The sequence below is a fragment of the Bacillus sp. FSL R5-0820 genome, assembly GCF_038593385.1.
Taxonomy (GTDB): domain Bacteria; phylum Bacillota; class Bacilli; order Bacillales; family Bacillaceae; genus Bacillus; species Bacillus altitudinis.
Genome location: NZ_CP151991.1, coordinates 1,026,488 through 1,050,190 on the forward strand (window position 1 = coordinate 1,026,488; position 23,703 = coordinate 1,050,190).

General features: G+C 40.9%; 21 protein-coding genes. 16 read left to right on the forward strand and 5 right to left on the reverse strand.

The genetic code is table 11. From position 1 onward, the window contains the following. Position 1: 1 nt before the first annotated feature. The 6 genes from NST15_RS05190 to NST15_RS05215 all read left to right on the forward strand — a co-directional run bounded on the left by NST15_RS05190 (position 2) and on the right by NST15_RS05215 (position 5,144). A complete protein-coding gene (locus NST15_RS05190; RefSeq protein ID WP_017360231.1) occupies positions 2–280 on the forward strand; it encodes a barstar family protein in 279 nt (92 codons plus the stop codon). A gap of 158 nt (positions 281–438) precedes the next feature. Continuing rightward, positions 439–1,389, forward strand: a complete 951-nt coding sequence (locus tag NST15_RS05195) for an ABC transporter permease (protein WP_017366964.1) — start codon at positions 439–441, stop codon at positions 1,387–1,389. After that, positions 1,382–2,332, forward strand: a complete 951-nt coding sequence (locus NST15_RS05200; protein ID WP_017366965.1) for an iron chelate uptake ABC transporter family permease subunit — start codon at positions 1,382–1,384, stop codon at positions 2,330–2,332. The genes NST15_RS05195 and NST15_RS05200 overlap by 8 nt, the downstream gene beginning before the upstream one ends. Beyond that, positions 2,323–3,081: an ATP-binding cassette domain-containing protein gene (locus NST15_RS05205; protein WP_056705126.1), complete on the forward strand. Its 759-nt coding sequence runs from the start codon at positions 2,323–2,325 to the stop codon at positions 3,079–3,081. Before NST15_RS05200 ends, NST15_RS05205 begins: the two co-directional genes overlap by 10 nt. A gap of 22 nt (positions 3,082–3,103) precedes the next feature. Next, positions 3,104–4,048 carry a siderophore ABC transporter substrate-binding protein gene (locus tag NST15_RS05210; protein WP_058213981.1) on the forward strand — a complete coding sequence of 315 codons (945 nt, stop codon included), beginning with the start codon at positions 3,104–3,106 and terminating at the stop codon, positions 4,046–4,048. Positions 4,049–4,187: 139 nt separating this feature from the next. Further along, positions 4,188–5,144 carry an LCP family protein gene (locus NST15_RS05215; RefSeq protein WP_007499147.1) on the forward strand — a complete coding sequence of 319 codons (957 nt, stop codon included), beginning with the start codon at positions 4,188–4,190 and terminating at the stop codon, positions 5,142–5,144. A gap of 34 nt (positions 5,145–5,178) precedes the next feature. On the opposite strand, the gene NST15_RS05220 is transcribed toward NST15_RS05215, so the two are convergent. Further along, positions 5,179–5,613, reverse strand: coding sequence for a hypothetical protein (locus tag NST15_RS05220; protein WP_035700181.1), 435 nt, complete (start codon positions 5,611–5,613; stop codon positions 5,179–5,181). Between the two features lie 85 nt (positions 5,614–5,698). Beyond that, a complete protein-coding gene (locus NST15_RS05225) occupies positions 5,699–6,061 on the reverse strand; it encodes a hypothetical protein (protein ID WP_008348633.1) in 363 nt (120 codons plus the stop codon). Positions 6,062–6,221: 160 nt separating this feature from the next. Here NST15_RS05225 and NST15_RS05230 point away from each other — a divergent pair, with 160 nt between their 5' ends. Beyond that, positions 6,222–6,839, forward strand: coding sequence for a TVP38/TMEM64 family protein (locus NST15_RS05230; protein ID WP_081298145.1), 618 nt, complete (start codon positions 6,222–6,224; stop codon positions 6,837–6,839). Beyond that, entirely contained in the window at positions 6,839–7,351 is a 513-nt protein-coding gene (gene lepB, locus NST15_RS05235) for a signal peptidase I (protein WP_007499139.1), read from the forward strand. Before NST15_RS05230 ends, lepB begins: the two co-directional genes overlap by 1 nt. Positions 7,352–7,386: 35 nt before the next feature. Here lepB and NST15_RS05240 read toward each other — a convergent pair whose 3' ends face one another. Continuing rightward, the gene (locus NST15_RS05240; RefSeq protein ID WP_017366972.1) at positions 7,387–8,529 is read right to left on the reverse strand and encodes an AbrB family transcriptional regulator; all 1,143 of its coding nucleotides are present in this window, start codon (positions 8,527–8,529) and stop codon (positions 7,387–7,389) included. 276 nt (positions 8,530–8,805) lie between these two features. Between NST15_RS05240 and NST15_RS05245 the strand changes: the two genes are divergently transcribed. The 3 genes from NST15_RS05245 to NST15_RS05255 are packed head-to-tail and all read left to right on the forward strand — an operon-like array spanning position 8,806 to position 10,528. Continuing rightward, positions 8,806–9,228, forward strand: coding sequence for a BlaI/MecI/CopY family transcriptional regulator (locus NST15_RS05245; protein ID WP_007499135.1), 423 nt, complete (start codon positions 8,806–8,808; stop codon positions 9,226–9,228). After that, the gene (locus NST15_RS05250; RefSeq protein WP_035700187.1) at positions 9,221–10,060 is read left to right on the forward strand and encodes a M56 family metallopeptidase; all 840 of its coding nucleotides are present in this window, start codon (positions 9,221–9,223) and stop codon (positions 10,058–10,060) included. The genes NST15_RS05245 and NST15_RS05250 overlap by 8 nt, the downstream gene beginning before the upstream one ends. 57 nt (positions 10,061–10,117) lie before the next feature. Continuing rightward, positions 10,118–10,528, forward strand: a complete 411-nt coding sequence (locus NST15_RS05255) for a DoxX family protein (protein ID WP_008348626.1) — start codon at positions 10,118–10,120, stop codon at positions 10,526–10,528. 191 nt (positions 10,529–10,719) lie between these two features. Here the strand turns inward: NST15_RS05255 and NST15_RS05260 are convergent, their stop codons facing one another. Then, positions 10,720–11,166 carry a ferritin-like domain-containing protein gene (locus tag NST15_RS05260; protein ID WP_058213983.1) on the reverse strand — a complete coding sequence of 149 codons (447 nt, stop codon included), beginning with the start codon at positions 11,164–11,166 and terminating at the stop codon, positions 10,720–10,722. 166 nt (positions 11,167–11,332) lie between these two features. Between NST15_RS05260 and addB the strand changes: the two genes are divergently transcribed. Genes addB through NST15_RS05285 form a run of 5 tightly spaced genes read left to right on the forward strand, consistent with a single transcriptional unit; the run spans position 11,333 to position 23,434 of the window. Next, on the forward strand, positions 11,333–14,842 hold the full coding sequence (addB, locus tag NST15_RS05265) for a helicase-exonuclease AddAB subunit AddB (RefSeq protein WP_058213984.1): 3,510 nt from the start codon (positions 11,333–11,335) through the stop codon (positions 14,840–14,842). Then, positions 14,820–18,524 (forward strand): helicase-exonuclease AddAB subunit AddA, encoded by a 3,705-nt coding sequence (gene addA / locus NST15_RS05270; RefSeq protein ID WP_065460094.1) that lies wholly within the window; start codon positions 14,820–14,822, stop codon positions 18,522–18,524. The genes addB and addA overlap by 23 nt, the downstream gene beginning before the upstream one ends. Before the next feature lie 25 nt (positions 18,525–18,549). After that, positions 18,550–19,725: an exonuclease subunit SbcD gene (gene sbcD / locus NST15_RS05275; RefSeq protein ID WP_007499123.1), complete on the forward strand. Its 1,176-nt coding sequence runs from the start codon at positions 18,550–18,552 to the stop codon at positions 19,723–19,725. Further along, positions 19,722–23,117, forward strand: coding sequence for an exonuclease subunit SbcC (gene sbcC / locus NST15_RS05280; RefSeq protein ID WP_065460096.1), 3,396 nt, complete (start codon positions 19,722–19,724; stop codon positions 23,115–23,117). Before sbcD ends, sbcC begins: the two co-directional genes overlap by 4 nt. 17 nt (positions 23,118–23,134) lie before the next feature. After that, on the forward strand, positions 23,135–23,434 hold the full coding sequence (locus tag NST15_RS05285) for a hypothetical protein (protein WP_025207111.1): 300 nt from the start codon (positions 23,135–23,137) through the stop codon (positions 23,432–23,434). Positions 23,435–23,481: 47 nt separating this feature from the next. Here the strand turns inward: NST15_RS05285 and NST15_RS05290 are convergent, their stop codons facing one another. After that, entirely contained in the window at positions 23,482–23,700 is a 219-nt protein-coding gene (locus NST15_RS05290; protein ID WP_003211468.1) for a spore germination protein, read from the reverse strand. Between the last annotated feature and the right edge of the window lie 3 nt (positions 23,701–23,703).

Here is a 23,703-nt window from a genome sequence, read left to right on the forward strand (position 1 = left end):
AATGAAAAAAGTACAGCTAAATGGTGCGATGTGCAGATCACAAGAGGAGCTTCATGATCAACTAAAAACAGTGTTACAACTTCCTGATCATTACGGGAAAAATCTTGATGCCCTTTGGGACTGTTTAACAGGAGAAGTGAGCTTGCCTGTAGAGCTTACATGGATTCATTATCAAGCAAGCAAAGACGAGCTTGGTGATTATGCAGAGAATTTGCGGCAGTTATTTCAAGAGGCTGAAGAGGAATTGCAAGGGCAGTTTCAATTGAATATTGAAGCGTAAAAAAGCAGCTGATCCTAAAAGCTGTTTTTTTATGCGGTTTTCACCCTTTCTCATTCTACTATTGAATATTTCACTAAATATGATAATATATGAACTGCCGTTAATTGATAATGATAATCATTTGTGGCAGAGAGCTTGATAGAAAGTGTGAACCCTGTATGAAGTTGTACCAATTAAGTTTGTTGTTTGTGTGTTTGGCATGTGCGTCGCTGTTTGTCGGAGTACAGGACCTGTCTCTTTTACAGTTGTTTCATCTATCAGATGAACAAATGAACACCTTATTTTCAAGTCGCATCCCGCGGCTGATGAGTATTGTGCTTGCTGGCATGAGCCTGAGCTTATGCGGTTTTATCATGCAAAGCATGACGAGAAATAAATTTGTCTCTCCAACGACTGCAGGAACAATGGATTGGGCCAAGCTGGGTATTTTAACCGCTATGCTTGTTTTTACACAGGCAAGCCCGCTGATGAAAATGGCGATTGCGTTTTTATTTACGTTAGCTGGCAATCTATTATTCTTAAAAATTCTACGCCATATTAAGGTGAACGATACGATCTACGTACCGTTAGTCGGCTTAATGTTTGGCGGAATTGTTAGTTCAATTTCCACGTTTATAGCCTATAAATATGATTTGATCCAAAACGTATCCGCATGGCTGCAAGGGGATTTTTCTCTTATTGTTCAGGGGCGTTATGAACTGCTCTATGTAAGTGTTCCTCTATTGATCATCGCGTATTTATATGCTGACCGCTTTACAGTGGCTGGTATGGGTGAGAGCTTTGCCGTCAATTTAGGTTTAACGTATAAACGTGTCATGGCAGTTGGTTTGGTGATTGTTTCGATGATTACTTCTGTAACGATTTTGACTGTTGGCATGCTACCTTTCCTCGGCTTAATCATTCCGAATATTGTATCGATCTACCGAGGGGATCACTTGAAAAAGAGCCTTCCGCATACGGCTTTATTAGGGGCCATTTTTGTGCTCATATGTGACGTGCTCGGACGAGTGATCATTTATCCATATGAAATATCTGTCGGGCTTATGGTCGGCATCATTGGAAGTGCGATCTTCCTGTACATGTTATTAAGGAGGAAGCGCTATGCATAAGAAACGAACATTATTTCTCATTGCAGCCATTGCAGCCGTATTCGTTGTCATCTTCGTCACCTTTCAAATGGGGTACTGGGAGTACACAGTGCCGAGCCGTTTAAAAAAGGTGCTTGCCATGACTTTGACAGGAGGCGCGATTGCCTTTTCCTCTGTTGTGTTTCAAACATTGACCAATAACCGAATCTTAACGCCAAGCATTTTAGGGTTAGACGCGCTTTACTTGTTTTTGCAAACGGCAATTATTTATCTTTTTGGATCGACCAATTTGATGATCGCGAATAAGAACCTGAATTTCTTTCTCTGCGTTGGATTGATGATTCTTTTTTCTGTGCTGCTCTATACGGTGATGTTCAAGCGCAAAAACAAGCATATTTTCTTACTCCTGCTTGTCGGGATTGTGTTTGGAACATTGTTCAAAAGTCTTTCTTCCTTTATGGAAATGCTCATTGACCCGAATGAATACCAAGTCGTACAGGACAAGTCCTTTGCCAGCTTTAATCACATGAACACAGATATTTTACTCTTCGCTTCTCTTTTATTTGCGGCACTTTGTCTTTATATATGGACCTTCCGCGCGAAATTAGATGTCATGTCGTTAGGAAAGGAACAGGCTGTGAATCTCGGGATTGACTATGACAGGATCACAAAAAAGATGCTGATCGTCATTGCCGTCCTTGTTTCTATTGCGACGGCCCTCGTCGGCCCAATTACGTTTCTTGGCTTACTCGTTGTGAATGTGGCAAGAGAGCTGTTTCGTACATATCGGCACACGTACTTGCTATTAGGCTCGTTTTTCATTAGTGTCATTGCGCTTGTAGGCGGGGAATTTCTTGTGGAAAAGGTATTTACGTTTCAAACACCGCTTAGTGTGCTAATTGATTTAGTCGGCGGACTGTATTTTATTTATCTACTTTTAAAGGAGAGTCGTTCATGGTCGTGATGAAGGGAGTCAGTAAGACATATAACGGAAATACAGTGCTTCACGAAACAACTGTCAGTGTAAAAAAAGGACAGCTGACCTCTCTCATTGGTCCAAATGGCGCAGGCAAAAGTACGCTTTTGTCCATCATGAGCCGCCTGATTCAACCTGATACTGGGGAAGCTTATTTAGAGGACAAACCTTATCGTGCCTACTCTCCTCAGGAGCTTGCGAAAAAAATGAGCATCTTGAAGCAGTCGAACCACATGAGTGTGCGTCTGACCGTTCGTGAGCTTGTCAGCTTTGGCCGCTTTCCTTACTCTCAAGGCCGCTTGACAAAAGAAGATGAGAACATGATTGATGTGTCGCTTCAATACATGAGACTCGTCGAAATCCAGCATCAATATTTAGATGAACTAAGCGGCGGACAAAGGCAGAGAGCCTTTATTGCCATGGTGCTGGCTCAGGATACGGATTATATTTTCTTAGATGAGCCTTTAAATAATTTAGATATGAACCATTCAGTTGAAATGATGAAGCTGTTTCAGCAACTCGTGAAAGATCTTGGAAAAACGATTGTTGTTGTTCTCCATGATATTAACTTTGCATCTGTCTATTCAGATCACATCGTCGCCTTAAAAGAGGGTCAGGTGATCAAAGAAGGAAGCGTTGATGAAGTGATTCAAACAGAAGCACTTGAACACATTTATGACATGCGCATACCGATCGAAGTCATTCGTGGTGAGCGTATTTGCTTATATTTTTCTTGAAAAAATGAAGAGGTGATCAATCATGAAAAAATGGATTTGGATGATAACAGTATTAACAGCGATTGCTGTCCTTGCTGCCTGTGGTAACCAAGGAAAAACAGCGGGAACGAATGAGGAAACCGTAACAGTAAAGGATATGTTGAATAAAGACGGTGTGAAAATCAAGAAAAACCCGAAAAAAGTCGTCGTCTTTGATATGGGAAGTCTCGATACACTTGATAAGCTTGGTGTCAACGTGACAGCCTTACCAAAACAAGTGATTCCTCACTATTTATCTAAATATGAAAGTGACAAATATGAGAATGTCGGCGGGTTAAAAGAGCCAAACTTTGAGAAAATTGCAGAGATGAAGCCTGACTTGATCATTATTCAGCACCGTCAAGCAGATGCATTTGATGAATTTTCTAAATTTGCTCCGACGATTTATATGGATGTAGATAACGCAAACTATATGGAATCATTTAAAAAGAATGCTGAAACATTAGGAAAGATTTTTGATAAGGAAGACAAAGTCAAAAAAGAACTTTCTGCCATTGACCAAAAAGTGGCTTCATTAAAGAAACAAGCCAAAGAGTTAAAGAAAAATGGACTCGTCATTATGGCGAACGACAGCAAAATGACGGCATTTGGTCCTAAGTCAAGATATGGTCTGATTCATGATGTATTTGGCATCACACCAGCAGATCAAAAGCTAGAGCCATCTGATAAACATGGACAAAGCATTTCGTATGAGTATATGGTCAAAACGAACCCAGATTACTTATTTGTCGTGGATCGCGGCGCGGCAATTGGAGAAGAAACGTCTGCGAAACAGCTTGTTGAAAATGATTATGTGAAATCAGTCAAAGCGGTTAAAAACAATCATGTGGTGTATTTAAACTCTGACATGTGGTATTTAGCAGGCGGCGGCCTTGAATCATTGAATGCGATGATTGATGAAGTGAAAAAAGGAATTGAACAAAAGTAATGGATGAAAAGCTGCTCCTATCGAGCAGCTTTTTTATTGTGGATACATAAAAATATGTTGCGTGCAGGAAACTTTCATCAAAATATGTTATAGTGGAACCTACATTGTGAGACTAAGATAGAGTGAGGGTTCGGAAAGGATGAAGGAGAAAACAAGATCAAAAAGAAGGCTAAGACCTTGGGTGAAAGTCGTGCTGTTTATCATGGCATTTGTCATGATCATGGCAGTATCTGTCACAGGATACGCATACTATAAAATTTCAAAAGCGTCGAATAAAGCGCAAGTATCTTTAGAAAGAGGAGAGACCTCGCAAAAGCGTGTGAAAGCTTTTGATCCAGGAAAGGATAGTTTTTCGGTGCTGCTCTTAGGGATTGACAGCCGTCCAGGTGAAACGGTAGACGAAGCAAGAAGTGATGCGGTCTTACTGGCGACGGTGAATCGAACAGACAAAACGATCAAGCTCCTAAGTATTCCTCGTGATTCTTATGTTGATATACCGGGGAGAGGATATGATAAAATTGCTCACGCCCATGCGTTTGGGAGTGCAGATTTATCAGTCAAAACGGTAGAGAATTTGTTAAACATCCCGGTAGACTATGTGATTGCAGGAAACTTTAAGGCGTTTCAAGACATTGTCGATGAGCTAAATGGAATTGACGTAACGATTGAAGATGAAGGCATTGCAAAACAAATGGAGAAGGATTCAAAAGGAAAAGTTCATGTGGAAACAGGCACGCATACGCTCAGTGGTGAAGAAGCATTAGCGTTTGTGAGAACGAGAAAGGCAGATAGTGATCTCATGCGCGGAAAGCGCCAAATGGAAGCACTTCAAGCCATCTTTGAAAAATCCAAATCCATTTCGTCCATACCGTCTTATGACAACATCATTGATACACTTGGAGATAACGTCTCCACCAATTTATCCATGAAACAGTTGATCGGTCTATTCCCTTTACTGAGTTCATTAAAATCAGTGGATACCATCCAGTTAAAAGGGCACGATTACCAGCCTGGGAATGTGTATTACTTTGAGTTAGATGGACCAGGATTAGAAGAAGTGAGACAAGAGCTGAGAAAACAGCTCGAATTATCATAATGGAGAAAGAGCCTGCCGCTGTGGCAGGCTTTTTTTAATAATAGAGGGTTGCAGGCATCGTTGGGTACCACACACCATTTAAAGCAAGCGCCCAGCCATACACCTTTTGACCTGATTCAATCTTGTCCTTTACCGAAGTGAGCGCTTCGTATGAAAAGACTTGATAAGACTGTCCGGTTTTTTTAGCGACAATGACCGATAGAATATTGTCATTGAATACACTTGGCTCTTCGTCCGTACTCGTCCAAGCAATTCGATTATAGTAATTCATGTTGAAAGGATTTTCGAGTGCTTTCACTTCAAACTTTACTCGTTTTCCAACGATAGAAACCGTTGTATAGGCTACACTTGTTATTTGTGTAGATGCTGCTGGGGCTTGTTTTCCTGTTTGCAGTGGTTCTAATGCTGACACTGTGCTTGGCACAAGTAATCCTGCTGCTAAGGTAAGTGCTGTTATTTTTTTGAACATGAGTTGAAACCTCCTAATTTTTGGTATAATAATCAATTCGCCAAAAAGTGAAGAGTTCCTTCTATAAATGTAAAATATAACCATATTATTTTCCTGAATGGAGGAAATAATGGGTGAGCATTTCCTCTACACGATGACGTATACGGGGATTAAAATATTTATGCTTTTCTTCATAGCCATTGATCAGAAATAAATATGTCGTAAATCCTTCATCGTGTTCAATTTGCTGTACGTTCATTTTTTCTTTACGTAACTGTTGTTTCAGTTGATAAAGGGCTTTTTGTGCTTCTTTTAATGAAGAGGTGACTAGCTGAATATATGGTTCATTTAGTTTGAATGTTTGATGTTTTTTAAGGTGCGTCAAATCACGATTGAGGATGGAGATGACCATTGGAAGAAAGATGGCTTGTTCCATCATCTGAAGTTGTACGCTTGATAATCTCGTCATGTCCATGCCTGCTTTCTTTATTTATAGAACATTTGTTCTTATTTATTATATCGGATGAGTTAAAAAATCTCAAGGGGGGGGCTGAGAGGGATTCATTTGTATATTTTTATGTTTTCCATGTAAAATGAAAGATAGACAAACCTTGAAGGAGTCAAACAAGTTGCCATTATTTCTTTCTATATTTACTCATGAAAATATCACATCATTTTTTGAAAGCTACAAGGCTTTTGGACCCATTGTGGCTATATTACTCCCTTTAATAGAAGCATTTCTACCGTTTTTACCTCTCGTGGCATTTGCGGTGGCCAATGCAAATGCTTTTGGGCTATGGGAAGGCTTTTTATTGACCTGGATTGGTGCAAGTGCAGGGTCTATCCTTGTCTTTTTACTGATCAGAAAATTTGGACAGATGAGGATGTTGAACTTTATTAGCAGACACCCTTCTATTCAAAAGCTAATGCTTTGGGTTGAAAAGCGGGGATTTGGTCCGTTGTTTATTTTACTCTGCTTTCCTTTTACACCGTCTGCTGCCGTTAATGTCGTAGCAGGTCTATCAAGAATCAGCGTCTGGCAGTTCTCATTAGCTGCTTTATCAGGGAAGTGTGTCATGCTCTTTATTATTAGTTTTATCGGCTATGACATTTCAGCTTTAGTAAAGAATCCGTTAAGAAGTATTTTTGCGGTTCTAGTCATTGCTTTATTATGGTATGTTGGAAAGAGAGTAGAAAATAGGTTGAATATTCGGATGAGTCAGCGTGAGGACAAAGGAGGCTCTTAATGAAAAAGAAGCCATTGCTATGGTTCATGATTATTACATGCATCGTCTTGTTGTTCCAAGTAAAGAATTTCATGTTTGTCACGTACAAAGTAGAAGGGGTTAGTATGGACCCGACATTTACAGATGGAACAGAATTATTAATTAACAAGTTCTCGCCAAAACTCACGAAAATTAGCCGGTTTGACTATGTATTATTTCATGGCCCTAAAAATCAAATCTTGATCAAACGGGTCATTGGGCTTCCAGGAGAAACAATCAAATATGAAGATGATCAACTGTTTGTTGATGGTGTAAAGTGGAAAGAGCCGTATTTAAAAGAGCAGAAAAAACATAAAATGGGCAACGTCCTAACAGGTGATTTTCAGCTGAAAGCCATCACCGGTCGTCAGAACATACAAAACAATCATTACTTCGTGATCGGAGATAATCGAATACATAGCTTTGACAGCCGGCATTTTGGAACGATCTCAAAGGATCAAGTAGTCGGTGTAAAAAGGAATCATGATGAATAAAAAAGAGCCGCTCTGGATAAGTAGAGCGGCTCTTTCTATTTAGCGGTTTTATAATCAGTCTGTCTTTTTGCCCAGACATGATGTAAGAATCGAAAAAACGGTGGTAACATGGCGATGACCAAAATAATTCTAACGACTTGTACAGCCACAACAAAGGTGGAATCCTCATGAAGTGTAACAGCTGTTGTGGCCATTTCTGCAATACCGCCAGGCGAAAAAGCAAGAATGGCTGTAATGACAGAAATACCTGTTATTTCTGCAATGGCAATTGAACTGAGAACGGTCGCAGCAATCAATCCGGCTGAGCTGACGACTGCCACAATCAAGGTATTTTTTAACCCGACAAACATTTGTTTATTCATTTTTGACCCGATGGTTGCCCCTAGAAATACCTGTGACGCAATGTTTGCTTGGGCTGGCCAGTAAGGAATCAAATCATGACCTGTCAAGGCGCCTGCCCCTACTTGGAGAGCTGCCACACCTAACATACTGCCGATGAGCCAAGGGGCGGGAAAGTGAAGACGCACGGCTAGGCGAGACATCAGCCATGCCCCTAAAATGAGTGCAGCAGTCCAAGAAATGTTTGATATTGTGAAAACGCCTGATGAGAAGGCGCTGCCTTGGGCGACTACCACATCTGATTGGCTTTTTGTATTTAAATAAAATACCGTAAATGGAATGGTCAGTACGACCATTAACACACGTATCGTTTGTACAAGACTCACTACAGCTGTATTTGCTCCAACCTCTTGGGCGATGCCCGGCATAGCGGAAAGACCGCCGGGGGCAGTGCCGACAAAGCTGGTCAGCATATCTGTTTTACTCAGCTTCCATAAGACAAACCCGGAGAGCATGGCTAATAAAATAGAAAAGACGAGCATGAAACTCACGGGAAGCCAATTTTCAGCGAAAATGTGAAGGACTTTCATGTTCATTTTTTGTCCTAGTTCGATTCCGAGAATGAATTGACCAAGGAGTAGCCATCTGCTGTGAATACGTAAGGTATTCTTTCCTTTACGCTGAAACAGGGCGGGGCGGCGCATGGCAATAAATGCAGCTGTCATTAATGTGCCAATCATCCAGCCGATAGACATCCCTGTTAGAGACAAAAGGAATCCACCTAAACCGCTTACCGCAATCAAAATGAGATCGGTTCGAAGGCTGTTTCCTTGCTTCATCACGTATAAACCTTCTTCCTGTATATTTGTTCAGTAAGTGAAATGTTGTTATCTTCACTATAATACAAAAGTCTCTATAAATAAAATACGAATTTTTTTAGTATTTTCATAAGATTATCTTATGGTTAACTCTGTTAGAAAAAAGATTGTTTTTGATATAAATGACATATAATTTTTGTCAAAAACAAATACAATATACAACGATTTTCCCCTATTTTTGTTATCTGTTGACTATCATTTTCAATTACACTACAATGCTTAGTGTGAGGTGATGACATGAAAATTCCTTCTTTTAAATATAACGAAAAGGGATTGAACCGCTTTTTCGGTCCTTTAGAAGGAAGGATTATGGAGATCCTTTATCAAGGTGAGGATATGCCGATTAAAGAGGTACAGCAGAAGCTGTCAGATGAAAAGCCGATTAATTTCAACACGGTCATGACGGTACTCAATCGATTAACCGAAAAAGGAATTGTGGAAAAGAAAACAAAAGGGCGTTCATCTATCTATAACCCTGTTTTAACAAAAGAAGAATTTCTAAATGAGCAAACGAAATGGATTACTCAAGGACTGATGGATGATTTCGGCCCCCTTGCAGTCAATCATATGGTGGACGCAATTGAAAGTGCTGATCCTGAATTACTGAAGGTACTCGAAGCAAGGCTTGCATCCAAAAAAGAGGAGAAACGACATGATTAAAATGAAGTCGAGTCTGCTGTTTTTAGGCGGTATATTGATTGGCTTAGTGATCTTTTACCAGATGGGCTATTATGTACTCTCAAGCTTTTTTGGCTGGAATCAAGCATATAACCTGATCCACGTATGTCAATCTGTTCTCGAATTTTATGGATTCACTCCTTTAAAGTATTTTCTGGATGCGTTCGTCTTGTATACGCTTGGTTTTGCCGTTTTCTATATGACAAAGCAGGTCAGAAAGTATCTTCATTTCAAAAGAAATATGCTGATGGCAGTCGATCAACATTCAACGCAAACTCTATCAGACAAGTATAGAAATGAGATCATTGTGTTTCATTGCCATGAACCGCTTGCTTTCGCAATGGGGATGCTTCGGCCAAAAGTGTATCTCTCAACAGCGCTTATAGACATGCTGGATGAAGGGGAAATCGATGCGGTTGTCTATCACGAATTACATCACAAATACAGCTACGATCCTTTAAAGACTTTCGCTTTCTCTATGCTCACAAAAGTGATTTGGTACATTCCTGTGTTAAAGCATATGAGACAAAGTTACTCCGTTTTTCGTGAAGTCATTGCAGATGACTATGCCATTCAGCAGACAGGGACTGAGCTTGGAGTAGGGCAAGCCCTTTTGAAACTCATTAAAAATAGAACCCAGTTTCAAAAACAAACGAAATTTGCCGTGTCCTTTGGAGACCGAGCATTAAATTTAAGAATCCAAAAAATCTTAAACCCAACATACAACATACCGTTCAATGTACCACTTATCCCAATTGTGACATCAACCATCCTCATGTTGGTCTTAATGATTATGCTCAACTTAAATTACTAATTTTTTTTACGAATGAACATTACATGATGTAGTGTAAAAATGGGAGGAAATCACTATATGAAAACAAATCAAGAAATAGGAACACTTTTTGTTCGCGTCATCTTAGGCATTATTTTCTTTTTACATGGGCTTCAAGCATATCAAGGTGGACTAGGAGGTACTGCGGCATTTTTTGGTCAAATTGGTGTCCCTGAATTTATGGCCTATATTGTCAAAACAATTGAACTGGTTGGTGGAATTGCCCTGATTCTAGGTTTAGGCACACGTCTTTTCGCAGCTTTATTTGTACCAATTATGGCTGTAGCCATTATCACAGTTGGTTTTGCAAGAGGATTTGTGGGCGGTTATGAATTTGAACTTTCTTTAATGGTCATGGCGCTTTACTTGACACTTAGTGGCAGCAAGATGCTTTCGATTGATGGATTGTTAAAACAACAGCAACAAAGCAATGAAGCAAAATTTCATTAAATAACAAAAAACTCCTTCTGCGATTTGTAGCAGAGGAGTTTTTTTATGGTCAAAAGGTCGTTTTATCATTAAAAAAGGAAAAGCGAAGAGTCGTTTTGATGATGACAGCCCTTTATTTCACATATTGAATGAGCAAAAAAGCAATTTCATTTTTTGACGGAACATACGATCTCCTATTAAAATAGGGGTAACTAAGAAACATGGTGCGTTAAAAGATATAGAAACCAGACAGCATGCTGCTGTTCATCTTGAGCAATACGCTTCATTAATTCCTTTGTTCCTTGATCACGGACATAGTCTGATACCGTTAAGTAAAAATCGACTGTTTTTTGTTCGTCTTTAAAGGCAAATAAGAGACCTTCCCTAAATTGGTCTGGACAAGGCTCTGTTATGCTTGGTTTGTGGTTTTTACTAGTCAAAGAATAGTATAGCTTTGTAAATAGCTGATAATGTCTGACTTCATCCTGACGTATTTCTTGAATGATTTTTTTCGCTTCAGGATTTTTTGCTTTTTGTGCAAGTTTTTCATAGCATTGGATCGCAGAATATTCGCCATTGATGGCCTTTTCAAGGTCTGCAATGATCCTTGTGTTTTGGCGCATGTCATATGGCGAGTAGTCATAATAACCGTAATACATGATATTGCCAGCCTCCTTTTAGATCATGATGGTTTATGATATGAAAAGAGTCGGGAAAGGTGCCTATTTTCTTTTCAATCGGAGGAGAAAGGGAAGGTGATAGGAAAATAGCTATTTACCTTTATTTTCGCTAGAATATGAGTACATAAGAAAGGTGTTGTGGAACGTGGAGATTCAGTTTTTAGCAGGCAGATCGGGGAGTGGAAAAACGACTGCAATTCTAGAAGAAATCAAAGAACAACTGCGGCTTGATCCGCTGGGTCCGCCAATCATTTTTTTAGTCCCGGATCAAATGACATTTTTAATGGAATATGAGCTTGCAAAAACGTCTGAAGCTGGTGGAATGATCAGGGCCAAAGTCTTTAGTTTTACTCGGCTTGCCTGGTCTATATTACAGCAGACTGGCGGTGCGAACCGTCAATTTGTCACAAGCACAGGGATTCAAATGCTCTTAAGAAAAGTAATAGAAGAACAGAAAGACAAGTTTAAGGTATTCAAAAAGGCGAGTGATAAACCGGGATTTGTTGAGCAAATAGAAAAGACGATGGCTGAATTCAAAAGGTACTGTATGATGCCGGAGGATATTGAAAAAATCTCGGCATCCAGCATGCATTCAGAGTATACAGAAGAAAGACGTGCGGCGGAAAAATTGCATGATCTTCATGTTCTTTATCAGCAGATGGAGCAGCATCTGCAAGATGAGTATGTGCACTCAGAGGATTACTTGACACTTCTGGCTCAGCAAATTCCTTTATCAGAAGAATTGAGAGGGGCACACATTTATATAGATGGTTTTTATCAGTTTACCCCCCAGCAGCTTCTTGTCATTGAACAGCTTTTGCTACATGCCGAAAAAATAACAGCTGCATTCACAGTGGATCGTTCCTATCATGACACGCAGCCAAATGAACTTGATTTATTTCGCATGACAGGTAAGACATATTCCCAGCTTTATCAGTTGGCCAAAGAGTGCGGAGCGGCTATTTCTGAGAACATTTTGGAGAGAAATAAACGGCATCTTCATACCCCAGATCTAGCTTATTTAGAAAATCAATATGAACAGAGACCTTTGCAGCCATATCAAGAAGAAACGCCTCACCTTACCGTATCGAAAAGTGCAAATAAACGAGCTGAAATTGAGGGAGTAGCGAGAGATATTCTTGATTTAGTAAGAGGTGAAGGTCTTAGGTTACGAGACATCTCAATTGTTGCAAGACATGTAGACGACTATAAAGATACGTTAAAAGAGGTGTTTCGAGATTACGATATTCCTTTCTTTATTGATGGAAATGAATCGATGCAGTATCATCCGCTCATTGAGTTCATTCGTTCGAGCCTCGATGTCATAAAAGGGAACTGGCGGTATGAGGCGGTGTTTCGCTGTGTGAAAACGGAGTTCTTATTTCCGCTTGAACTCGCTAAAAACAAAGCAAGAGAACAGGCGGATCAGCTTGAAAACTATTGTATTGCTTACGGTGTAAAAGGTGAACGCTGGACGAATGGTTCACGCTTTCATTATCGCCGCTTTCAATCATTAGATGAAGATTTTGGACAAACCGATCAAGAAATAGAAATGGAGCAAATGCTGAATGATGTAAAAGAATGGATTGTTCCGCCTCTCTTTCAATTGCAAAAAAGATTGAAAAAAGCGCAAAAGCTAAGAGACATGGTGGAGGCAGTGTATGTCTTTCTAGAGGAAGCCCAAGTGCCAGAAAAGCTTGAAAAGGCAAGGATTGAGGCAGAAGAAGCAGGCAGGTTAGCTGAAGCGATGCAGCATGGGCAAGTGTGGGATGCTGTCATTCAATTGATGGATGAATTTGTTGAAATGCTGGGCGAGGAGGAGCTCTCATTTCCATTATTTCAACAGATGATAGATACAGGACTGTCCTCTCTCAAGTTCGCTTTGATTCCCCCTTCACTTGATCAAGTGTTTATCGGAAGTATGGATTTATCCAGAATGTATCAAGTAAAGTGTACGTTTGTCATTGGAGTAAATGATGGGGTTATACCTGCACGACCCTCTGATGAAAGTGTATTGTCTGAAGACGACCGGGAATGGTTAAAACGGGCAGGAGCAGAGCTGGCAGAGACAGGGAAGGAACGGCTGCTGGATGAACAATTTTTGATATATCAAGCGCTGTCCAGTCCATCGCACTACCTGTATGTATCCTATTCAGCTTCAGATACGGAAGGGCGGTCTCTTTTGCCTTCGACCCTCATCAAGTATTGTGAGGAACTGATGCCAAACCATCAGCAAGCCCTCTATGTGTTAGATCCAGAGCAGTTGGAAGATCAGGAGCAATTAAAATTTGTAACAAACGAGCATGTCTCGTTATCCTATACCGTTTCGCAGCTGCAACAATGGCTCAATCAATATCGGATCAGCGGCGTATGGTGGAGTGTATATAATCATTTGATGACCTCGTCCAACCGCGACGTATCAAAAAAAATCATGTCCAGCTTGTTCTTTACAAATAGAGCGAAACGTTTAAATCCGAATGTCACAAAAGAACTTTACGGTGACCATATTCAGGGGAGTGTTTCAAGAATGGAGAAATTCAATGCATGTGCATTTTCTCATTTTGCTTCCCACGGGTTAAAACTAAAAGATCGACAATTTTACAAATTAGAAGCACCTGATATCGGCCAGCTCTTTCACTCGGCTTTAAAACTGATTTCAGATACGCTTGTTGAACAAAAAAAGGATTGGAAAAACTTAACGAAGGAAGATTGTGTGACCTACTCAAGGCATGCAATTGAACAGCTAGCTCCACGTCTACAAAAAGAAATTTTATTAAGCTCTAATCGGCATGCTTATATAAAAGAAAAGCTTCAAAAAATCCTCATCAGGGTGTCTTCTATATTAAGCGAACATGCAAAAGTGAGCGGATTCTCTCCGGTTGGACTTGAGTTAGGTTTTGGAGGTCAAGGACCTCTGCCGCCGTTTACTTTTCAATTAAAAAACGGCTGCACGATGGAGCTTGTTGGAAGGATTGACCGAGTGGATAAAGCAGAAGGATCAAAAGGACTTCTTTTAAGAATTGTCGACTATAAGTCCAGTGAGAAGGGGCTTGATCTAGCAGAAGTTTACTACGGTTTAGCCTTGCAAATGCTCACTTATTTAGACCTGACCATTACGTATTCTAAAGAATGGCTTGGCATGGAAGCGACACCGGCAGGAATTTTATACTTCCATATTCATGACCCGCTGATTCAAGCGCCTATTCCGCTCGCAGAAGATGCGATTGAGCAGGAAATATTGAAGAAATTTAAAATGAAGGGTCTATTGCTCGAAGATGTGGAAGCAGTGAAGTTGATGGATCAAACACTCGAATCAGGAAGATCACAAGTCATCCAAGCTGGTTTGAAAAAGGATGGTTCTTTCCGATCTGACTCTGCGGTATTAAGTGAAGATCATTTTCACATTCTCACAAAACACGTTCGGCGAACCTTTGAAGAGGCAGGAGAAAGAATTACAAGCGGTGAGGTAGAGATAAACCCATATAAATTAAAGGATCAAACCCCTTGCCGTTTTTGCTCCTTTAAGTCTATTTGCCAATTTGATGAATCAATAGAAGATAATGAATTTAGGGTGCTCACCTCTGAGAAGGATGATGTCATGTTAGACCGGATCAAAAAAGAAGGGGATCAGTATGCAAATACCAAAACCGAATAACAGTACTTGGACAGATGACCAATGGAACGCCATCGTTTCAGAAGGACAAGATATTCTTGTTGCTGCGGCGGCAGGGTCAGGGAAAACAGCGGTCTTGGTTGAACGGCTCATTCGAAAAATGACTCGGCCGGAGCAGCCAGTTGATGTGGACAGGCTGCTCGTAGTGACTTTTACCAATGCTTCAGCAGCAGAAATGAAGCACCGGATCACTGAAGCACTTGAAAAAGAACTATCTAAAAACCCTGGTTCCCTTCATATGCGGAGACAACTGTCACTTATGAATCGTGCCAATATTTCTACCTTGCACTCCTTTTGTTTGCAAGTTCTCCGTACCTTTTATTATGAGATTGACCTTGATCCAGGTTTTCGTTTGGCTGATCAAACAGAAGGAGAATTATTAGGAGATGAAGTGTTAGATGAACTGTTTGAGGATGAGTATAAGGCTGGAAAGCCGTCATTCTTTGAACTCGTTGATCGTTACACATCTGATCGGCATGATTTAGATCTTCAATGGCTTGTCAAAAGAATTTATGAGTTTTCTAGGTCACATCCAGCGCCCGAACAATGGATGCGGGCATTCCTTTCTCTTTATGATGTGGATACACAGACAAAGGTAGAAGAGTTACCCTTTTATCCATATATCAAAGAGGACCTTTCTCTCGTTTTAAGAAACTGTCAGGAACTGCTGGAACAAGCGCTCACTTTATCAAAAGAGCCGGGCGGTCCAGCACCGAGAGCAGAGAATTTTATAGATGATTTAGAGCAAGTAAATGAATTAATAAGGCATCAAGATGATTTTGGAACACTTTATGAGCTTTTGCCAAACATCAATTTTAAAAGGTTAAAGACTTGCAAAGGGGATGACTATGACCCGGCTCTGTTAGAAAAAGCAACAGATGCACGCAATCAAGCCAAAAAACAATTAGAAAAGCTAAAAGATGAATACTTTATGCGCAGTCCCGATCAGCATTTAAAAAGCTTGGCTGAAATGAAGCCAGTTGTAGAAACACTTGTAGAGCTTGTGATTCAATATGGAGAGCGTTTCGAGAGAGCAAAACAAGAAAAATCAATCGTAGACTTTTCTGATCTAGAACATTATTGTTTGCGCATTTTAGCGAAGCAGGACGCAGAAGGAAATCTCATTGAAACAGAAGCGGCTAAGTACTATCAACAGCAATTTGAAGAAGTACTCGTGGATGAATACCAGGATACAAACCTTGTCCAAGAAACGATTTTAAAGCTCGTGTCTAAAGGAAAACATCCTGCCGAAGGCAACCGCTTTATGGTTGGTGATGTGAAGCAGTCCATTTATCGCTTTAGACTTGCAGAGCCGATGCTCTTTTTAAATAAATATAAACAATTTAAAGAAGACAGCAATGAAACAGGTAAAAGAATTGATCTAAATAAAAACTTCCGCAGCCGGGCTGATGTTTTAGACAGTACCAACTTTCTGTTCAAACAGCTGATGGGAGAAACGGTTGGAGAAATTGAATATGATGAACAAGCTGAATTAAAGCTTGGAGCGAGTTATCCGCAAAGCGAAGACACGTCGACAGAAATGCTTCTTGTTCATTTAGATCAGCACGACACAGAAAGCGATGAAGAACGAGAAGAGCTAGAGACGGTTCAATTTGAGGCGAGAGTGATTGCAAAGAAAATAAAAGAATTGGTAGAACAGCCTTTTCAAGTGTACGATGCAAAACAGCAGCTGACCCGCAACTTGCAGTATCGAGACATTGTGATCTTGCTTCGCTCAATGCCGTGGGCTCCGCAAATGATGGAAGAGTTGAAGAAGCAGGGAATCCCTGTTTATGCGAATCTTTCCTCAGGTTATTTTGAAGCTACAGAAGTATCTGTCATTCTTTCTTTGTTAAAAGTGATTGATAATCCATATCAAGATATTCCGCTCGCTGCTGTTTTAAGGTCACCTCTTGTTCATTTAGACGAAAATGAGATGGCACTGATTAGAACAAGTGATAAAAAAGGCACTTATTATGACGCTGTGAAGGCATTTATGAGTGTGACAAACTCTGATCATCCGACATGCAGAAAGCTGGAGCGTTTCTTCCTTCAATTACGCAAATGGCGTGATTTTTCTATTCAGCATTCGGTAGCAGAACTGATTTGGGAAGTGTACCGAGATACACAATATCTAGATTATGTCGGCGGGATGCCAGGAGGTAAGCAAAGACAGGCAAACCTTCGGGCTTTATATGATCGAGCGAAACAGTATGAAAAGGCTGCATTTAGAGGGCTGTTTCGATTTCTTCGATTTATTGAAAGAATGCAAGAGCGTGGAGATGATCTTGGAGCAGCAAAAACGTTCAGTGAAACAGAGGATGTTGTCCGCATGATGACCATTCATAGCAGTAAAGGACTCGAATTCCCTGTTGTGTTTACTGCAGGACTTGGCAGGAACTTTAATATGATGGATTTAAACCAGTCCTATTTGCTCGATAAAGAATTAGGTTTTGGCAGCAAATATATTCATCCTGAGCTGAGAATTAGTTATGCAACATTACCGCTGATCGCGATGAAAAAAAAGATGAGAAAAGAACTATTATCTGAAGAACTGAGGGTTCTATATGTGGCGCTCACAAGGGCGAAAGAAAAATTATTTTTAGTCGGTTCTGTCAAAAATCAAGTGAAAGCTTTAAGCAAGTGGCAAAATGCCGCAAACGGAGACGACTGGCTTCTCCCTGATTTTGAACGTTATCAAGCGAGAACATACTTAGATTTTATTGGCCCTGCTCTTATCCGTCATCAAGCGATGTCTTCTCTTTTAGAAGAATCGAGAGAAGTCGTTCTCTCTCATCCATCATCATTTTCTATCACCTTTCATCAAGCGTCCGATCTTCTACAAGAAGACATGTCACTTGAAAAACAAAAACAAGACGAAGTGGTACAAGCATTAATGGAAGGTGTGCCTGTTCAAGGATATGGCGATTACGAGGAGGAAGTAAAAGAAAGACTTACATGGCGTTATCCATATTTAGCGGCCTCCCAAGTAGGGACAAAGCAGTCAGTTTCTGAGATCAAAAGAATGAAAGAAATACAGGATGAATACAGTGTGCCTTCTTCCATTCGAAAAGCTCATGCGACACTTTACGAACGACCGGCTTTTATGAAGAAAAAAACACTCACAGCCGCAGAACAAGGGACGGCCATGCATACAGTTATGCAGCATATCCCTCTTCCTTCAAATGAACCATATGATGAATCTCGTGTAGAAGAGCTGCTCCATTCTTTAAAAGAGAAAGACTTACTAACAGATGAACAAATCCAGTCCATCAATCGAGAAGGAATTGTGGCCTTCTTTTCTACTGCTATTGGTCAAAAACTGCGGAAAGCGGACTGGGTGAAACGAGAAGTATCGTTTAGTATGGTTTTACCGGTTAAAGAGGTATACAGCCATATTGATGCAGAAGGTGAACCTGTGCTCATTCAAGGAATGATTGATTGTTTATTTGAAGCAGATGGCAAGCTCTATTTACTTGATTATAAAACAGATCGAGTGACTGGCAGATTCTCAGGTGGATTAGAGGAAGCTGAAGCGATGTTAAAAAAACGCTATGAAACGCAAATATCGTTGTATACAGCAGCGGTAGAACGTTTAACAAACAGAACATTAGAGGAAAAAATCCTTTATTTCTTTGATGGAAATCTAGAAATTTCTTTATAGGTGGAATGAATGAGAGGTGAATCACATGAGGATTCTGCATACAGCGGATTGGCATCTAGGGAAAACCCTAGAAGGCCGAAGCCGGCTTGAGGAGCAAGCGGAGTTTTTAGATGAATTAAATCAAATCGTCAAGGATGAACACATTGATGTCATTGTGATGGCAGGCGATGCCTTTGATACAGTGAACCCTCCTGCTCGCGCAGAACAGCTTTTTTATGAAAGTCTGTCTGCATTATCTGATAAAGGAAAGCGTCAGGTGGTTGTGATCTCTGGCAACCATGATAACCCAGACCGTTTATCAGCCGCATCTCCTTTAACGAATGAGCAGGGGATTCATTTAATTGGATATCCGACTAATGATTTAATTCATGTCGATGTTCCTTCTGCAAGTGAACGTCTATCTATTGCCGCACTCGCTTACCCGTCCGAAGCAAGGCTAAACGAGGTGCTGGCTGAAACATTTGAAGAGAAACTGCTTCGTGATCAGTACAATTTAAAAATACAACAAATGTTTCAACATTTAAGCAACCAATTTCAGGCGGATACGGTCAATATCGCAACAAGTCATATTTATGTGGCAGGTGGCAGTCAAACGGATTCGGAAAGGCCGATTGAAGTGGGAGGCGCATATACCGTTGCGGCCGAAAGTCTGCCTGAGGCGGCTTGTTATGTCGCACTGGGGCATTTGCATCGCCCCCAAACCATTAAACGTGCCAAAACGATTGCCCGCTATTCTGGATCTCCACTTGCATACAGCTTTTCTGAAGCAGGCTACGCCAAATCAGTCACCATTGTGGATGCAAAACCGAATGAAACAGCAAGCTGGAAAGAAGTGTTTTTATCAAGCGGTAAACCACTTATGAAGTGGAAGGCGACTGAAGGGCTGAGCCAAGTACACAGTTGGCTGGATGAAAAGCGGGATCTTCAAGCCTGGATTGATTTAGAGATTCACTTAACAGATCAGCTGTCGATCGAACAAATTCATCAGCTTAGAAAACAGCATAGTGGATTTGTCCATATTAGACCAAAGTTTAAAGAGTTACAGCAAAAAGAAGAACAAAAACAAGTGGAAAAGCTCTCGATTGAAGAGCGGTTCGTGAAATTTTATGAGCGTCAGACAGGTGGAGGTCTACCTGATGAAAAAACCGTCAAGCTATTTTTAGAGCTTGCCAATGACATGCAAGAGGAGGAAGCGAATTGAAGCCGATCACGCTAACCATTAAAGGACTTCATAGCTTCAGAGAAGAGCAAACCATTGACTTTAGCTCCTTATGTGATGCAGGTGTGTTTGGTATTTTTGGACCGACTGGAAGCGGAAAATCGTCCATATTAGATGCCATGACACTAGCACTCTATGGCAAGGTCGAACGTGCACTCAATAATACGCATGGTATTTTGAACCAAGCTGAAGAAAAGCTGTCTGTCTCCTTTACGTTCGCTTTGCAAAGGGAACACCATATTTCTTATAAAGTGGAACGTGCCTTTAAAAGGGCAGATGAAATGAAGGTTAGAACGACGTTATGCCGATTGATTGAAATTGGTGATACGCAGACAGTTCTTGCAGATAAAGCAAGTGAGGTCAATCGTAAAATAGAAGAATTACTTGGTTTAACCATTGACGATTTTACGAGAGCGGTTGTTTTACCCCAAGGAAAGTTTGCGGAATTCCTTTCATTGAAAGGAGCCGACAGACGCCAAATGCTGCAGCGTTTGTTTAATTTGGAGAAATATGGTGATCAGCTTGTCAAACGTTTACGCGCAAAGGCTCAAAATCACTATGGACAGAAAAACGAACTGCTGGCTGAACTGACTGGATTAGGAGAAGCTGGTCCAGAGGCATTAGCGAAAGCTAAAGAAGCAGCTGCGCAGGCGCAAGCTATTTTTCTTGAGAAAAAACAAACGCGGGACGAAGCGTTCACTGCTTTTACAAAAGCGCAAGCCATCTGGCAGTATCAACAGGAACAAGAAGCGTACGAGAAGGAACAACACAACCTCAATCTGCTGGCATCTACGATGGAAGAGAAAAAGAATCAACTTCACATTGCAGAGCAGGCAGAGACATTAAAGCCTTATGCGGATGCATTAACAAAGGCTGAAAAGCAGCTCTCTCAAGCATCAAAAGAGAAGCAGGAAGCAGAAAAACATTTACTTCATCAACGAACGATCTATGATCAAATGACGCAGGAGTATGAGCAAACGCGGCAAAAGAAAATGGAAAATGAGCCAGAGCTTCTTCAAAAGAAAGAGCAGCTGATTCAATTAAAAGAAATTGAACGAAAAAAAGAAACAGCTCTTCAGGAAAAGACCGTACTAGAGCAGCAAAACCATGAAAAAGCGCAGCAATTGACTCAAAAAAAAGCGGAAGCCGAAAACGTGCAATCTTTATTAGAGCGTGCGCTTGCGAAACAAACACAGTTGAAGCATGAGCTGGAACAATTACAAGTCTCTGTCAAAGAGCGAAAACTTGTACAAGACGCACTTCGTTTCAGTGAAAATGTTCAAAGAATGAATGTGAGCATTCAAAAGGAAGAACAAAAGATTGAGGAGCTAAGACAGCGTTCAGCACAGGCGACACAATCGTATGAAAAGCTTCAAAAACAGCAAAAAGATCATCATGAAAAAATAAATCAATCGTTTCAAGCGATAGAACAATTGTATTTTTATGTATGTGAATTTGAACGAGGTCTTACAGAATGGAGTCATAAAGAGCAGGACAAAAAACAAGAAAAATTAAAACAGCGCGATGTTGTCAGATCGGCAGAATTAAGAAAAGAATTAGCGGCAGAGCTAGTAGACGGTGAACCATGTCCTGTTTGTGGATCGATTCATCATGATCCAAAGGCTGTGATAGACAATGTCCATGAAGAAACGGTTGCCCAAATTGATGAATGGATTGTAAAAATGGATAAAGAGCTCAAGCTGGCAGAGGAATATGCTAGAGACATGTTTGCTGCAAAGCAGCTGCTTGAAACGCATGCCAATCAATTAGTTAAACAGTTCTCCTTTTTATCTCAAAAAGCCCCCGATTCGGAAGTAGCTGCAGCAGTAGAAGTAGTACAGAATCCGCAGTCTTTGCAACAGCTGATTCAAGAATGGAAAGGCGTAAAACAAGATATTCAAGCAATCGAAAGCAAACGAGCTCGTTTAATGGACGTTACTTATGATCAAGCGGCAGAAATGAGCAAAGTCAAAGATCAACTGACATTTGAGCAGCAGCGCATACAAGAACTAGACATGCTGATCAAGGAGCTTCGATCTGAGCTTTCCGAACAACTGACGCAATTTGAACAGACCTTTCCTCACCTGACAATCAACCAAGTGCAGGAAATGCAGCAACAAATTGACGAAAAGGATCAACAAGCGGAAGGTTATCAAGAGCGTATTGAGAAGAGTATTTCTTTTCTAGAGGAAAAACAGCAGGCAAAAGAGCATCTGCAAACAGCCATATACGATCTAGAGAAGGAACTCGATAAGCTGGCGCATCAGCTGGGAAGCCAGCAACACCTGATCGATCAATATGAAACAGATTTACAGCGATATCCTTTAAAAGCCGCTTCTCTTTCTGATGAACTGGACGAAGTTCAACAATCTCTTGTTCATCTAAATGAAAAAGAACAGCAATCGTACGAGCAATTTAAGCATGCACAGCAATTATTTAGTGAGGCGCAAAGCCATTTCTCAAGCAGTGAACGTCAGCTCCAAGAGGCTAAGCGGCGAAAACAAGAAGCTGAGAAAGCGTGGCAAAAAGAAACAGCATCTACTCCTTTTGCTCATCCTCAGGAGATAGCACCTGCTTTAATGGATCGATCTGTACGTCTTACAGTCAAACAGGAAATTGATGAATTTGAGGATAAAAGAAAGCAATGTGCAGCAAACTTAAAGCGAATTTCGGAACTGTTAAAAGGTGAGTCGCTGGATGAAGACGAGTGGACAGATATTCAACTAAAAAAAGAAGCGGCGGAAAAAGCGCTTGAAGAAGCGACAGCGCTGAGTGGATCTGCACAAGAGCATCTGCGAGTGATTGAAGCAAACCATCAACGCTTTGCAAGCATTCATGAACGTCTTGAAGAACTGCAGCAAGAAATTGACCGGCTGGATAAGCTTCAAACTGTGTTTAAAGGGAATACATTTGTTGAGTTCCTAGCAGAAGAACAGCTAGAAAGTGTCAGCCGTGATGCTTCTCATCGTCTTGGGATTTTGACAAGACAAAGATATGCCATTGAAGTCGATTCAGAGGGCGGTTTTGTGATGCGGGATGATGCCAATGGAGGTGTCAGACGTCCGGTATCCAGCTTGTCTGGGGGAGAAACTTTCCTGACGTCTTTAGCACTTGCTCTTGCTCTGTCTGCACAAATTCAGCTGAGAGGTGAGTTCCCGCTGCAATTCTTCTTCTTAGATGAAGGATTTGGTACACTCGATCAAGACTTGTTAGATACGGTGATTACAGCATTAGAGAAGCTGCAGTCTCAAAATTTAGCTGTTGGTGTGATCAGCCATGTGGAAGAATTAAAGATGAGACTGCCAAAGAAACTGATTGTCCACCCAGCAGATCCAAGCGGGAAAGGAACAACAGTCTCGATGGAATTAATGTAAAGTGAGGTGATCTCAGGATGGCAAAGCAAACGATTGGATTATGTGAGCTGTGCGGAAGACAAGAGGTCGTCCTTACGGAACATCACTTGACCCCAAAAGAAGAGGGCGGGGCCTTTCTACCGACTGCCTTCCTGTGTATCCCTTGCCATAAACAAGTACATGCTCTTTATACAAACCAGGAGCTTGCCGCACGTTTGAATACGCTGGATGCACTAAGACAAGATGAAAAGCTTGTTCCGTACATCAAATGGATTCGAAAGCAGCCGGCAAGCAAGCTGGTCAAAACAAAGAAATCAAGACAACGCAGAAAGAAATGAGCATAAAAAAGCGCTCCTCTAAATGAAATGAGTGTAGAGGAGCCGCTTTATGCATTGCCTACCATATTCTGATCATTTAAGTCAGGATCCACATAGTTGGTGGCGCTAATGCCATTATTTAAAATCAAGAAATCTCCGGTATTCCCCGCTCCAGAGCCTAAAGCAGATTTTGAAGAACTTTTAGGCGAAAGATAAAATGAGTCACCGACGTTTACGACGCCCCCAGAAATCGAGTTAATGTAAATGGGTCCGACAATTGCTGGCATAAT